Here is a 13,839-nt window from a genome sequence, read left to right on the forward strand (position 1 = left end):
AATTAAAAAGAGGTGTTCTGATTGGGATTCAGAACACCTCTTTTTTTATGCGTAGCGCTTGCTGAGTGGTGCAGTGAGCGTTTCCAACTCCGTCAGCCAGATCAAGGCGTCCTCCCGCTTTTCCCCACACATTTCCTGCGAGGCTTGCAAGCCCGAGCAACAGGCAGGGCGTTCAGGCTGGCCGAAAATCCGACAACGCAGTTGTTCGTCCAGCTGGATACAGGGCACACCCGCTGGTTTGCCGTGGGGCATGCCGGGAATGGGACTGGAAATAGAGGGGGCGATACAGCAGGCCCCGCATTCAGAACGACAAATCATGCCCAACCTCGGGACCAATACACCAGAATCCCGACATATTCCTTGATGATGGAACGGCTGGATTGCAGGGCCATCAGATTGGGTTTCCACATGGAAAACTCGGGGCTGTTCGGAACCGTTAGCTGTGGAGCGGCACCAGCCGGGATCACATTGACCCCTTGCTTGCGAAAAATCGCCATGGCACGTGGCATGTGCAGGGCAGAAGTCACCAACAAAACTTTCTTGGCCTGCTTTTCTTCCAGCAACTGGGCGGTGTACTCGCCATTTTGCTGGGTGGTCAGGCTTTCGTTTTCCATCAGCGTGGCCGAGGCGGGAACATCCAGGCTATTCAGGGTATTGGCCATGACTTTGGCCTCGCTGATGCCGCCGTCCAGAGCGGCTCCCGACAAGACAATATAAGGAGCACGACCCGCTTTATACAGATCAGCTGCCCGTTCTACCCGTGCCGATGTCTTTTGTGCTGTCTGGGGCAGGAACCAATTGCTGCGGTTTTGAGCGGTGTGGCCGCCCAGAACCACAATGGCATCGGCCTGCGTCACCTGCTCAGCCGGCTGATAGGGATACATTCTTTCCAGATAGCCGCCCGCATACAGGCTGGTGGCGGGCAGGGACCAGGCGCCGGTCCAGAGCAGTCCGGCCAAGGCCAGGGCGGCAGCGGTTTTGCGCAGGCGCAAGATAAAAAGCAGTACCGCCACAAGTAATAGGGCGGCAAACAAATTCAGTGGAATGACCAGACTGGTCAGGATGCTCGATACATTCATGGGTGCTCCCGCTCCGACTCCAGCACTTGCACCACCTCGTCCAGCGTAGGCCATTGGCCATCGCGCCCCAGGCAAATCGCCCGTGGCGACCAGGGGCCGGTGTCTTCAGGGTTGGTGACGCCACATAAGGTCAACTGCTGGGCCTTGATGGCTGCCGCGACATGGGAGACGCCAGAGTCATTGCAAATAACCCACTGCGCCTGTTGGCAAAGCCGCGCAAACGCCCCTAAAGGCAGGGGCGGCAGGCAACGTGCGCTGGGCGCATTTTGCAGGGCAGCCTCATGCTCGTTGGGCGGGGGGCACATAATGACGGTTTTGCCTTGGGCTTGCAGATGGCGGGTCAGTTGGTCGAAATACGGCCAGACTTTGACGCGGCCTTTGTGCAGTCCCGTTGCGGTAGGGGCGATCAGAATATAGTCACCGGGGCGCAGGGCGGCTTGGCGCAGACTGTTGTCGCCTTCTTGCCGTTGCAGGGGGCTGAGCGTCAAATCCAGGGTGGCTGGGGCTTGTTCAGGTGCCGGGTTCAAATTCCACAGCGCCAAAGCCTGCTGAACAATATAGAACCAGGATTGCACCGCGTGCAACTGCTTTTGCGGCTTATTCAAAGGCCAACGTAATAAAAGGCTACGGCCATCGTCCCGGTAACCGCAGGCGGGCAGGCCTGCCAGTTTGAAGCTGAGGGCACTGCTTAGCGAATCGGGCAGCAGCAGGCCGTACGCATTGCGATGGCCATGCTGGCGACGATAGCGGCGTATGGCTTTGGCATCCTGGTGCCAGTGGCTTGTCATGGGGATGAAGCCATGCAAGGGGTAGGCCGATAGCAGCTCGCGGGCCCAGGGACGGGCGCAAACCACCACGGGCAAACCGGTATCGAGCAGAGCCTGTAAACACGGCAGGCTCATGCATACATCGCCTAGCCAATTAGGCAATCGTAGGTAAAGGGCAGAGGGATCAGACATGAACAGGACAACTAGGCAGAACCAACAAGTGCGGAGACGCTCGATTCAGGCAATGAGCGTTAGAATAAACACAATTAGATAGTATATAGGGTGTCCTCGTTGTCCAACGCCATAGAAACCAAAATCAAGCCTGCTGGGCACGATCCCGTCAAATCCGATCTCTGGAAGCGCATTTACAGTCGTTTGCTGCCTTACTGGAAGGTGGTGGTGCTGGCGCTGATCCTGGTCAGTATCTCCTCGGCCACCCAGCCGGTGCTGGCCGTGATCATGAAACCTTTGCTGGACGGGGGCTTTACCGGCGCCAATCCTGACTATATGTGGTCCATCCCGCTGGCGGTGATCGGGCTGATGTTTGTGCGTGGCGTCACCAGTTACGGCAGCTCCTATTTGTTTGCCTGGATCGCCAACAAAATGTTGCTGACTTTACGCGCTGACATGTTCTCCCGCTTGCTGGGATTGTCCGATTCGGAGTTCAAGCAAGGGGATACGGGTCGTTTGTTGAACCGCTTCACGATTGATGCGGGCACCATGACTGGCGTGGCTACAGAGGTGGTCACGGTTGTGGTGCGCGAAACCCTGACGGTGATCGCCTTGCTGGGCGTTTTGCTTTACATGTCCTGGCAATTGACCGTGATTGTGTTTCTGGTCATGCCCGCTTCGGTCTTTGTGGCCAAGATGGTGTCGCGCCGCCTGCGTCGCATCAATCGCGATACCGTGAACATGAATGCCGAGCTGACCCGCGTGGTCAGTGAAGCCATTGACGCCCAACGTGTCATCAAGCTGTTTGACGGTTACGAGCGCGAAAACACCCGCTTCATGTATGTGAATGCGCGTCTGCGCCGCTTTGCCATGCGTGCGGCTGCTGCGGATGCGGCCTTGTCGCCCATCACACAGCTGTTTGTGTCCATCGCTGTGGCCGGGGTGATTTTTGTGGCTCTTTACCAGGCCAATACCGGCACGCTGACTATCGGTAGCTTTGCTGCTTTCATGGCGGCCTTGGGACAGATTTTTGACCCTATCAAGCGTTTGACCAACATTACCGGCACCATGCAGCGCATGCTGGTGGCTGCAGAAAGTGTGTTCAAGCTGGTGGATCAGGATCCGGAGCCTGATACCGGGACTCGCGAATTCAAGCAGCCTGTGCACGGTCACATCGAGTTCGACGCGGTGTCACATCGTTTCCCCAACGGCCATCGCGATACCTTGTCCGATGTCAGCTTTGCGGTGCAGCCGGGCCAAACTATTGCCTTGGTCGGTCGCTCCGGCAGTGGCAAGACCACGCTGGCTAATATGCTGCCGCGTTTCTTGATTCCTAGCAGCGGACAAGTGCGGGTCGATGGCATTCCTTCGGAAGAGCTGACCTTGCGCAGCCTGCGTAGCCAGATTTCTCTGGTCAGTCAGGATGTGGTGCTGTTTGAGGCGACGATTGGCCAGAACGTGGCCTACGGCGCAGGTGCCGATGTTCCGCCGGAACGTATCTGGGAAGCGCTGGAAGCAGCCAATCTGCGCGAGTTCGTGGAAGGTTTGCCGCAAGGTCTGGATACGATGGTGGGCGAGAACGCCAACTCTCTGTCCGGCGGTCAGCGTCAGCGTCTGGCCATTGCCCGCGCGCTGATCAAAAATGCTCCTATCCTGATTCTGGATGAAGCCACTTCGGCTCTGGACAATGAATCCGAGCGTCAGGTTCAGATGTCTCTGGAAACCCTGATGAAGGGACGCAGCACCTTGGTGATTGCGCATCGACTATCTACCGTACAAAATGCGGATCAAATCCTGGTGCTGGACGAAGGGCGGATTATTGAGCAGGGCCGTCACGACGAATTGCTGGCCCGCAACGGCGTGTATGCCGGTTTCTACCAAATGCAGTTTCAGTTCAACGAATAAGCGGCTTGAGGCTGCACGATAAGGAACATCATGAAGAAAATCATTCTTGCGCTGGCCGGGCTGGCTGTGTTGGCCGGATGTGCCAAGCCGAATGCGGAATTGCGAGAACAGGATCTGCGTCGTCCCAGCTATTTCAAGACGGAGCGACGCATCAATACGGACTTTGTGGGTATTCAGCGTGCCTTGTTCAAGCATCAGGCAGAGTGCGGTAAAGCGGCCGTTTTCAAGATGGACGAACGTCAGGCCAGCTACGGCACCTTGCGTTACGAGCTGGAACCGGGGGCGGGCTGGGATAAAAGTATTCTGATCGACCTGACCATGATGCAAAAGGGTTGGGTGGACGCCAAGGTGTATGCCTACCGTGCTGATGTGAAACGTGAGATCCAGGAGGTCTTCACTTCTATCCGTGCTCCTGGTGTGTGTAACCCGGACGATGCACCGAAAGAAGTGCTGCCCGAGGATGATTTCGTACCTGTCGCTCCGCTGTAAGTCTGTGGAGCTGGGCAGTTTTTCTTGAGCCTGGAGCTCCCAGCTCACACAGCAAACCTGCCATCACCCTTGACCCGCCTTTTCAGGCGGGTTTATTGTTTCTGGACCCTTTTTATTACTAGAGATGATTATGGATTTTGCTTCTACGCCCCAAGCCAAACAGACAGACACAAGAACAGCGATGCTCTATCTGATTTGCGGCAAGATTGCGGCAGGCAAATCCACTTTCGCCAAGCAACTGTCCGAGCAGCCCGAGACCGTACTGATCAGCGAGGACTTTTGGCTGGCCAGCCTGTATCCCGGCCAAATTGCGTCTTTGGAAGATTACGCCCGTTGTTCAGCGCAATTGCGAGCCGCCATGGCACCGCATATCGCTGCTTTGCTGCAAGCTGGAGTATCTGTGGTGCTGGATTTTCCATCCAATACATTGGCAACACGTGCTTGGGCGCGGGAACTGATTGAAAAGTCGGGTGCAGCTCATGAACTGCATTATCTGGATGTGGCTGATGAGTTGTGCAAGGCGCGCTTGCATGCCCGTAATGCCAGTGGTGAGCATCCCTTTGAAACGACGGAAGCGCAGTTTGATTTGTTCAGCCGTTATTTTGTGGCGCCTCAAGAGTCAGAGGGCTTTCAGATCATTCATCATCAGATCACGGAATAAGCTGGGGGATTGGCTTCCCAGCCAATCCCAAACCGATCACTTACAGCAAGATAATGTCGTACTGTTCCTGGGAGTAGTGCGGGTCTACCTCTAAAGAGATAGGCTTGCCGATAAAGTCTCCTGCCACGGCCAGATGCTGGCTTTCTTCTTCCAGAAAAAGATCCACCACTTCTTGCGCCGCCAGAATGCGAAATTCTTTTGGATTGAACTGCTTGGCCTCGCGCAGTACTTCGCGCAGGATTTCATAGCAGACAGTGCGGGCCGTACGTACGGAGCCACGGGACTGGCAAGTGGGGCAAGGCTCACACAGTTGGTGCGCTAAAGAATCACGTGTACGTTTGCGTGTCATCTCCACCAGACCTAATTGACTAAAGCCATTGATCGTCACGCGAGTGCGGTCTTTGGCCAGCGCTTTTTGCAGCTCCTGCAAGACAGACTCCCGGTGAGCGGGGTCGTCCATATCAATAAAGTCCAGAATGATGATGCCGCCCAGATTGCGTAGACGCAGTTGGCGGGCCAGGGCAATGGCTGCTTCCAGGTTCGTCTTGAATATCGTGTCGTCAAAGTTGCGGCCACCGACGAAACCGCCGGTATTCACGTCTACTGTGGTCAACGCTTCGGTCTGATCGATAATCAAATAGCCACCGGATTTCAAATCCACCCGACGCGACAGGGCGCGGTTGATTTCTTCATCCACATGGGCTGTATCAAACAGAGCGCGGCTGCCTTTGTGGTGACTGATACGCTCCAACACGGAAGGCGTATAAATCTGCGCCCATTCCTTCATCTCCTGTACCACGGTGCGCGAGTCCACGATGATGGATTGGGTGTTTGGCGTGACCATATCGCGCAAAACACGTTGTGCCAGGCTCAAGTCCGTATAAAGAACAGAGGGGGCGCCTTGCTCGCGGATGCGCTCCTGAATACGTGTCCACAAAGTGCGCAGATACTGCTGGTCCGCACTGATCTCTTCATCCGTTGCGCATTCGGCCTGAGTCCGTACGATAAAACCGCCTTTCTCGTCCTTGGGCATCAGGCGGCTGACACGTTCGCGCAGCTCGATCCGGTCTGCATCCGAACCAATACGTTGCGACACACCAATATGAGGATCAAAGGGCAGATACACCAGCATGCGGCCTGCAATGCTGATCTGTGTCGAGACACGAGCGCCCTTGGTGCCCAAAGGATCTTTGATGACTTGTACTAATAGAGACTGACCTTCGTACAAGAGCTTCTCGATAGGCGTGGTCGGACTGCCCTGATTGCGCTCGGCGCGATTCTGGCGCAAGTCTGCGACATGGATGAAGGCGGCGCGCTCCAGGCCTATATCAATAAAGGCACTTTGCATGCCGGGCAAAACCCGAGCCACCTTTCCCAGATAGACGTTCCCCACATAGCCGCGTTGGATGCTGCGCTCGATATGAATTTCCTGGACTGCACCTTGCTCGACCAGGGCAACACGGGTTTCAAACGGAGTGACGTTAATCAGGATGTCTTCATGCATAGTAGTTTCGCTCAGGAATATCTGTTCCGGGCTAGTGTAGGGCCAAGTCAGTGAGGCTGCTATGCCTTTATGACTATATAGAGTGTTTAAGGGTGATGAATGCTTTGCTTGCGTTTGTTCCGGAGGATTGCTTGTGGGGGAGGCGGTTCTGGTTCCAGTCGCTCTATGTAGGTCGCCACTCGAAGCCCCGGGACAGGGAGTTGGGGCGGACCACTTGCCGGCGCGTTGCGCCGGTTCCCTTGTCAGAGTCACCATCGGGGCGCAGTCTGAACTCGCCCAGTGATTGGTCCCCCGGACCAATCACAAACGCTGGGCTCAAACAGCAGACTGCTTGCATCCCCGATGGTGACTCCGACTGCGGCAAGTCGTCTGACTCGCCCCAACTCCCTGTCCCGGGGCCCCGAGCGGCTAACAGCCCTGCATAGTGCTCGATCCTGGAGGCCACTCAAGTCTTCCTCTATATATAGGTACTCTTGGTTGGGGGAGGGGCTGATGATGTGTGTTCGCCGCTGCTATCTTGTTTGCCAACCAACCAACCAACCAACCAACCAACCAACCAACCAACCAACCAACCAACCAACCAACCAACCAACCAACCAACCAACCAACCAACACACCATCTGCCTATCCAAGCATCCAAGCATCCAAGCATCTAGCCAGCCAGCCAGCCAGCCAGCCAGCCAGCCAGCACATCGACTGGCGACTATTTTTGGGAGGGAGTTTCTCCCCCTATCTATATAGAAGGGGGAATAGTCGGAGGACGGGGGATGATTTAATGAATTTCCGTGAGGAAAACAGCGTTCAGTCCGTCTTTTGCTCTATAGACGGTTGAAGCCTTCTGCCAGGAGAGAAAAATCCGAAGTTAATCCAAAAATTATTTTTATAGTTATTATTCATAGTTATCAATATGCTAGGTCGTTTTACGGAGTTTTCTCTCCTGAAATACCAAGAAAAATGGCAAAGAAGGCTTGCAAGTCTGAAAATCATCGTGCTATAGTTCTTTTCTCGCTGCAGCACACACAGGGTTTTCCCTGAAGCGCGACAGAGAGCAGTTAGACAAGTTTCACCGCCTTGGCCAAGAGGCCCGCACCGAAGCTTGAATGACTGAGTCAGGTAACTGACACGGCGTAAAACCCGGAGCTTGACAAATCAGAAAATTCTGTGTTAAAGTTCTAGGTTCTGCTCCAGAGAACGCAATGTTAAGTTTTTAAGCGGTTTCGAAGGTTGAAACAGATTTGAAAATTTACCCTTGTTTGTGAAGTTGGATGGTTAGCCTTACGGCTAATTGTTCATCAGGTAGTTCGGAACGAAAGTTCTGGTTTAAGCGGGACGAGTTAGGCAGTTTTAAAACTTTCTAACTTCTTCAAAAAAAACGCTTGACACACTGCCTGATCTGCTTCATAATCTCGTTTCTCTGCTGCTAACACAGCAAGGCACGAAGCGCCAAGCGCGACGAGCCAGCCGGGTTAGTCAGTAGAACGACAGGCAACTGTCATTGCTCTTTAACAATTAACAGCCGATAAGTGTGGGCGCTTGGAATGAGCGAGTCGAACCCTTCGGGGATCGCCACAAGTTTGTATCAAGTGCTCACAAACGAAAGATGAAGAATTACCTTGTGTAACTCTGAATTTTTCTTTGAGACACAATCGGTCTCGTCGCAAGACGGGACAACCACAGAGATTAAACTGAAGAGTTTGATCCTGGCTCAGATTGAACGCTAGCGGGATGCTTTACACATGCAAGTCGAACGGCAGCACGAGAGAGCTTGCTCTCTTGGTGGCGAGTGGCGGACGGGTGAGTAATATATCGGAACGTGCCCAGTAGCGGGGGATAACTACTCGAAAGAGTGGCTAATACCGCATACGCCCTACGGGGGAAAGGGGGGGATCGCAAGACCTCTCACTATTGGAGCGGCCGATATCGGATTAGCTAGTTGGTGGGGTAAAGGCTCACCAAGGCAACGATCCGTAGCTGGTTTGAGAGGACGACCAGCCACACTGGGACTGAGACACGGCCCAGACTCCTACGGGAGGCAGCAGTGGGGAATTTTGGACAATGGGGGAAACCCTGATCCAGCCATCCCGCGTGTATGATGAAGGCCTTCGGGTTGTAAAGTACTTTTGGCAGAGAAGAAAAGGTATCTCCTAATACGAGGTACTGCTGACGGTATCTGCAGAATAAGCACCGGCTAACTACGTGCCAGCAGCCGCGGTAATACGTAGGGTGCAAGCGTTAATCGGAATTACTGGGCGTAAAGCGTGTGTAGGCGGTTCGGAAAGAAAGATGTGAAATCCCAGGGCTCAACCTTGGAACTGCATTTTTAACTGCCGAGCTAGAGTATGTCAGAGGGGGGTAGAATTCCACGTGTAGCAGTGAAATGCGTAGATATGTGGAGGAATACCGATGGCGAAGGCAGCCCCCTGGGATAATACTGACGCTCAGACACGAAAGCGTGGGGAGCAAACAGGATTAGATACCCTGGTAGTCCACGCCCTAAACGATGTCAACTAGCTGTTGGGGCCGTTAGGCCTTAGTAGCGCAGCTAACGCGTGAAGTTGACCGCCTGGGGAGTACGGTCGCAAGATTAAAACTCAAAGGAATTGACGGGGACCCGCACAAGCGGTGGATGATGTGGATTAATTCGATGCAACGCGAAAAACCTTACCTACCCTTGACATGTCTGGAAAGCCGAAGAGATTTGGCCGTGCTCGCAAGAGAACCGGAACACAGGTGCTGCATGGCTGTCGTCAGCTCGTGTCGTGAGATGTTGGGTTAAGTCCCGCAACGAGCGCAACCCTTGTCATTAGTTGCTACGCAAGAGCACTCTAATGAGACTGCCGGTGACAAACCGGAGGAAGGTGGGGATGACGTCAAGTCCTCATGGCCCTTATGGGTAGGGCTTCACACGTCATACAATGGTCGGGACAGAGGGTCGCCAACCCGCGAGGGGGAGCCAATCTCAGAAACCCGATCGTAGTCCGGATCGCAGTCTGCAACTCGACTGCGTGAAGTCGGAATCGCTAGTAATCGCGGATCAGAATGTCGCGGTGAATACGTTCCCGGGTCTTGTACACACCGCCCGTCACACCATGGGAGTGGGTTTCACCAGAAGTAGGTAGCCTAACCGTAAGGAGGGCGCTTACCACGGTGGGATTCATGACTGGGGTGAAGTCGTAACAAGGTAGCCGTATCGGAAGGTGCGGCTGGATCACCTCCTTTTAGAGCGAATGGCTCGCAAAGCGAAAGCGTCCACACTTATTGGCTGTTAGTTAATGTCATGACCATTGAAGGTATCGCCCACTGGTGATAGATGGGTCAGTAGCTCAGTCGGTTAGAGCACCGTCTTGATAAGGCGGGGGTCGTTGGTTCGATTCCAACTTGACCCACCAACGATTACCTCGGGGGATTAGCTCAGCTGGGAGAGCACCTGCTTTGCAAGCAGGGGGTCGTCGGTTCGATCCCGTCATCCTCCACCACCGCTTTTGTGGTTGGTGTTGATACAGCAAGGTTCATGACAGAGTATAGGGCACAGGACAACAACGGTTGGCCTGGCGTTAGATTCAACGAAGAGTGTTCTTTTACAAGAATACTGCTCGTTGGGTTATACAACCCACGAATTGCTCTTTAACAATTAGGAAGAAGCACAACGAAGGTGTGTTGTCTAATAAACGCAAGACGATTAGTCGACTTGTGATGACAATACACGGGTTGTGATTGCAACAGAACAAATTATGTTCAACGAAAGTTCTCAAAAATATAGACGTTGTCTGATCTTCGGATTGGATAACAGCTAAGGATTGATGAACGGCAACAACGTATACTCATATTCCTATAACAGCACCAAGCGTTATAGGATCAAGCGAATAAGTGCATATGATGGATGCCTTGGCGATCACAGGCGATGAAGGACGCGGTAGCCTGCGAAAAGCTACGGGGAGCTGGCAAACAAGCTTTGATCCGTAGATGTCCGAATGGGGAAACCCACCGTAGTAATACGGTATCCCATGCTGAATACATAGGCATGTGGAGGCGAACCGAGTGAACTGAACCATCTCAGTAACTCGAGGAAAAGAAATCAACCGAGATTCCGGAAGTAGTGGCGAGCGAAACCGGACCAGCCTGGATGTTTTAGCGTATTGAATAGTCGAATGGAATGGAAAGTCCAGCCGTAGCAGGTGATAGCCCTGTAGGCGAAATTCAGTACGTGGAACTAAGCATCGAACAAGTAGGGCGGGACACGTGAAATCCTGTCTGAATATGGGGGGACCATCCTCCAAGGCTAAATACTCGTGATCGACCGATAGTGAACCAGTACCGTGAGGGAAAGGCGAAAAGAACCCCGGAAGGGGAGTGAAATAGATCCTGAAATCGTATGCATACAAACAGTAGGAGCACCTTCGTGGTGTGACTGCGTACCTTTTGTATAATGGGTCAGCGACTTACATTCAGTGGCAAGCTTAACCGAATAGGGGAGGCGTAGCGAAAGCGAGTCCGAATAGGGCGATTCAGTCGCTGGGTGTAGACCCGAAACCAGGCGATCTATCCATGGCCAGGTTGAAGGCACGGTAACACGTGCTGGAGGACCGAACCCACTAATGTTGAAAAATTAGGGGATGAGCTGTGGATCGGAGTGAAAGGCTAAACAAGCCTGGAGATAGCTGGTTCTCTCCGAAAACTATTTAGGTAGTGCCTCGTATATTACTGCCGGGGGTAGAGCACTGTTATGGCTAGGGGGTCACAGCGACTTACCAACCCATGGCAAACTCCGAATACCGGCAAGTACAGTACGGGAGACAGAGCACCGGGTGCTAACGTCCGGACTCAAGAGGGAAACAACCCAGACCGCCAGCTAAGGTCCCTAACTATGGCTAAGTGGGAAACGAAGTGGGAAGGCATAGACAGTCAGGAGGTTGGCTTAGAAGCAGCCATCCTTTAAAGAAAGCGTAATAGCTCACTGATCGAGTCGTCCTGCGCGGAAGATGTAACGGGGCTAAGCCATAGACCGAAGCTGCGGATGTGTACTTTAGTACACATGGTAGGAGAGCGTTCCGTAAGCCTGTGAAGGTGTTCCGTGAGGAATGCTGGAGGTATCGGAAGTGAGAATGCTGACATGAGTAGCGATAAAGGGGGTGAAAAGCCCCCTCGCCGTAAGTCCAAGGTTTCCTGCGCAACGTTCATCGGCGCAGGGTGAGTCGGCCCCTAAGGCGAGGCAGAGATGCGTAGCTGATGGGAAGCGGGTTAATATTCCCGCACCGTCGTAGAGTGCGATGGGGGGACGGATTGCAGAATGTTATCGGGGTGTTGGATGTCCCCGTTGGCGCATCATAGAAGGCACTTAGGCAAATCCGGGTGCGTAATTCAAGGGTGTGACTGGATAGAGCTTCGGCTCTAAACTAACTGGAAGCAGTTCCAAGAAAAGCCTCTAAGCTTCAGCTCTACGAGACCGTACCGCAAACCGACACAGGTGGACGGGATGAATATTCCAAGGCGCTTGAGAGAACTCAGGAGAAGGAACTCGGCAAATTAATACCGTAACTTCGGGAGAAGGTATGCCTCATTAGTGTGATGTGCCTGCGCACAAAGCATGAAGAGGCCGCAGTGAATCGGTGGCTGCGACTGTTTACTAAAAACACAGCACTCTGCAAACACGAAAGTGGACGTATAGGGTGTGACGCCTGCCCGGTGCCGGAAGGTTAAGTGATGGGGTGCAAGCTCTTGATCGAAGCCCCGGTAAACGGCGGCCGTAACTATAACGGTCCTAAGGTAGCGAAATTCCTTGTCGGGTAAGTTCCGACCTGCACGAATGGCGTAACGATGGCCACACTGTCTCCTCCTGAGACTCAGCGAAGTTGACATGGTTGTGATGATGCAATCTCCCCGCGGCTAGACGGAAAGACCCCATGAACCTTTACTGTAGCTTTGCATTGGATTGTGAACCGGCCTGTGTAGGATAGGTGGGAGACGTTGAAGCGTGGTCGCCAGATCGCGTGGAGTCATCCTTGAAATACCACCCTGGTCTGTTTGCGGTTCTAACCTAGGTCCCTTATCGGGATCGGGGACCGTGCATGGTGGGCAGTTTGACTGGGGCGGTCTCCTCCTAAAGTGTAACGGAGGAGTTCGAAGGTACGCTAGAGACGGTCGGAAATCGTCTTGATAGTGCAATGGCATAAGCGTGCTTGACTGTGAGACTGACAAGTCGAACAGGTACGAAAGTAGGACATAGTGATCCGGTGGTTCTGTATGGAAGGGCCATCGCTCAACGGATAAAAGGTACTCTGGGGATAACAGGCTGATACCGCCCAAGAGTTCATATCGACGGCGGTGTTTGGCACCTCGATGTCGGCTCATCTCATCCTGGGGCTGTAGCCGGTCCCAAGGGTATGGCTGTTCGCCATTTAAAGAGGTACGTGAGCTGGGTTTAAAACGTCGTGAGACAGTTTGGTCCCTATCTGCCGTGGGCGTTGGATATTTGACGGAGCCTGCTCCTAGTACGAGAGGACCGGAGTGGACGTACCACTGGTGTATCGGTTGTCATGCCAATGGCATTGCCGAGTAGCTACGTACGGAAGAGATAACCGCTGAAGGCATCTAAGCGGGAAACTCGTCTGAAGATTAGATATCCCGGAGGCTTGACCTCCCTGTAGGGTCGTCCGAGACCAGGACGTTGATAGGCTGGGTGTGGAAGTGCAGTAATGCATGTAGCTAACCAGTACTAATTGCCCGTGTGGCTTGATCCTATAACCCTTGAGGTTGTAGTGAGTTAAGTTGTTGACCACAGAACGTAATATTGAAGTGCAGCGCAACCCGCGCTCGACACCTTCGTAACCGCTGCTAGCTGATCCGTACTGATCGCTAGCGGTGTGCTTCTTCCAATTGGCTGGGGCGTCCCTTAAAAGACGACTCGGCAACCAGTTACGCTTGACGACCATAGCGAGGTGGTCCCACACCTTCCCATCCCGAACAGGATTGTGAAACGCCTTTGCGCCGATGATAGTGGACGGACGTCTGTGAAAGTAGGTCATCGTCAAGCTCTTATTCCTCAAAACCCCCGCAAGCTAAACGCTTGCGGGGGTTTTGTTTTATGCGGCGCCTGAACAGTGGCGACAGGCAAGACCGGACGGTCGTGATCGTCTGGCTCCTGGATCACCCGCTTTAGATGCTCCGCCACCCCTCCTGGCTTCTGGATTACCTCACCCGGTTTACATCACAGCCATCCCTTCTAGCCCGTTCTGGGCACCGCTTATCCCTGTTTTTTTGTTTACT

7 protein-coding genes, 2 tRNA genes and 3 rRNA genes are annotated in these 13,839 nt (G+C 53.6%); 8 read left to right on the plus strand and 4 right to left on the minus strand.

The window, feature by feature from the left end; translation table 11 throughout:
• Positions 1–45: 45 nt before the first annotated feature.
• Genes DUD43_RS05745 through DUD43_RS05755 form a run of 3 tightly spaced genes read right to left on the minus strand, consistent with a single transcriptional unit; the run spans position 46 to position 1,981 of the window.
• A complete protein-coding gene (locus tag DUD43_RS05745) occupies positions 46–318 on the minus strand; it encodes a YkgJ family cysteine cluster protein (protein ID WP_153229502.1) in 273 nt (90 codons plus the stop codon).
• Positions 315–1,079 (minus strand): YdcF family protein, encoded by a 765-nt coding sequence (locus tag DUD43_RS05750; RefSeq protein ID WP_153229503.1) that lies wholly within the window; start codon positions 1,077–1,079, stop codon positions 315–317. Before DUD43_RS05750 ends, DUD43_RS05745 begins: the two co-directional genes overlap by 4 nt.
• Positions 1,076–1,981, minus strand: coding sequence for a glycosyltransferase family 9 protein (locus tag DUD43_RS05755; RefSeq protein ID WP_153229504.1), 906 nt, complete (start codon positions 1,979–1,981; stop codon positions 1,076–1,078). The genes DUD43_RS05750 and DUD43_RS05755 overlap by 4 nt, the downstream gene beginning before the upstream one ends.
• A 147-nt stretch (positions 1,982–2,128) precedes the next feature.
• Between DUD43_RS05755 and msbA the strand changes: the two genes are divergently transcribed.
• The 3 genes from msbA (at position 2,129) to DUD43_RS05770 (ending at position 5,072) form a co-directional block, all read left to right on the plus strand.
• Positions 2,129–3,922: a lipid A export permease/ATP-binding protein MsbA gene (msbA, locus tag DUD43_RS05760; protein ID WP_153229505.1), complete on the plus strand. Its 1,794-nt coding sequence runs from the start codon at positions 2,129–2,131 to the stop codon at positions 3,920–3,922.
• Between the two features lie 30 nt (positions 3,923–3,952).
• The gene (locus DUD43_RS05765) at positions 3,953–4,411 is read left to right on the plus strand and encodes a hypothetical protein (protein ID WP_153229506.1); all 459 of its coding nucleotides are present in this window, start codon (positions 3,953–3,955) and stop codon (positions 4,409–4,411) included.
• Between the two features lie 130 nt (positions 4,412–4,541).
• A complete protein-coding gene (locus DUD43_RS05770; RefSeq protein WP_221079792.1) occupies positions 4,542–5,072 on the plus strand; it encodes an AAA family ATPase in 531 nt (176 codons plus the stop codon).
• A 40-nt stretch (positions 5,073–5,112) separates the two neighbouring features.
• On the opposite strand, the gene rng is transcribed toward DUD43_RS05770, so the two are convergent.
• Entirely contained in the window at positions 5,113–6,576 is a 1,464-nt protein-coding gene (gene rng / locus DUD43_RS05775) for a ribonuclease G (RefSeq protein ID WP_153229507.1), read from the minus strand.
• A gap of 1,682 nt (positions 6,577–8,258) precedes the next feature.
• Between rng and DUD43_RS05785 the strand changes: the two genes are divergently transcribed.
• From DUD43_RS05785 to rrf, 5 genes are all read left to right on the plus strand, one after another.
• Positions 8,259–9,795 (plus strand): 16S ribosomal RNA (locus tag DUD43_RS05785).
• A 93-nt stretch (positions 9,796–9,888) separates the two neighbouring features.
• A tRNA-Ile gene (locus DUD43_RS05790) sits at positions 9,889–9,965 on the plus strand.
• 11 nt (positions 9,966–9,976) lie between these two features.
• A tRNA-Ala gene (locus DUD43_RS05795) sits at positions 9,977–10,052 on the plus strand.
• Between the two features lie 377 nt (positions 10,053–10,429).
• Positions 10,430–13,313 (plus strand): 23S ribosomal RNA (locus DUD43_RS05800).
• 180 nt (positions 13,314–13,493) lie between these two features.
• A 5S ribosomal RNA gene (gene rrf, locus DUD43_RS05805) occupies positions 13,494–13,606 on the plus strand.
• Together the 16S, 23S and 5S rRNA genes with 2 tRNA genes alongside form the textbook arrangement of a ribosomal RNA operon.
• The last annotated feature ends 233 nt before the right edge of the window (positions 13,607–13,839 follow it).

Source organism: Alcaligenes faecalis, from assembly GCF_009497775.1.
Lineage (GTDB): Bacteria > Pseudomonadota > Gammaproteobacteria > Burkholderiales > Burkholderiaceae_B > Alcaligenes > Alcaligenes faecalis_D.

Coding starts and splice junctions, on each gene's coding strand:
- DUD43_RS05770 (WP_221079792.1), top strand. CDS start 4,542: ATGGATTTTGCTTCTACGCCCCAAGCCAAACAGACAGACACAAGAACA.
- rng (WP_153229507.1), bottom strand. CDS start 6,576: ATGCATGAAGACATCCTGATTAACGTCACTCCGTTTGAAACCCGTGTT.
- DUD43_RS05765 (WP_153229506.1), top strand. CDS start 3,953: ATGAAGAAAATCATTCTTGCGCTGGCCGGGCTGGCTGTGTTGGCCGGA.
- DUD43_RS05755 (WP_153229504.1), bottom strand. CDS start 1,981: ATGAGCCTGCCGTGTTTACAGGCTCTGCTCGATACCGGTTTGCCCGTG.
- DUD43_RS05745 (WP_153229502.1), bottom strand. CDS start 318: ATGATTTGTCGTTCTGAATGCGGGGCCTGCTGTATCGCCCCCTCTATT.
- DUD43_RS05750 (WP_153229503.1), bottom strand. CDS start 1,079: ATGAATGTATCGAGCATCCTGACCAGTCTGGTCATTCCACTGAATTTG.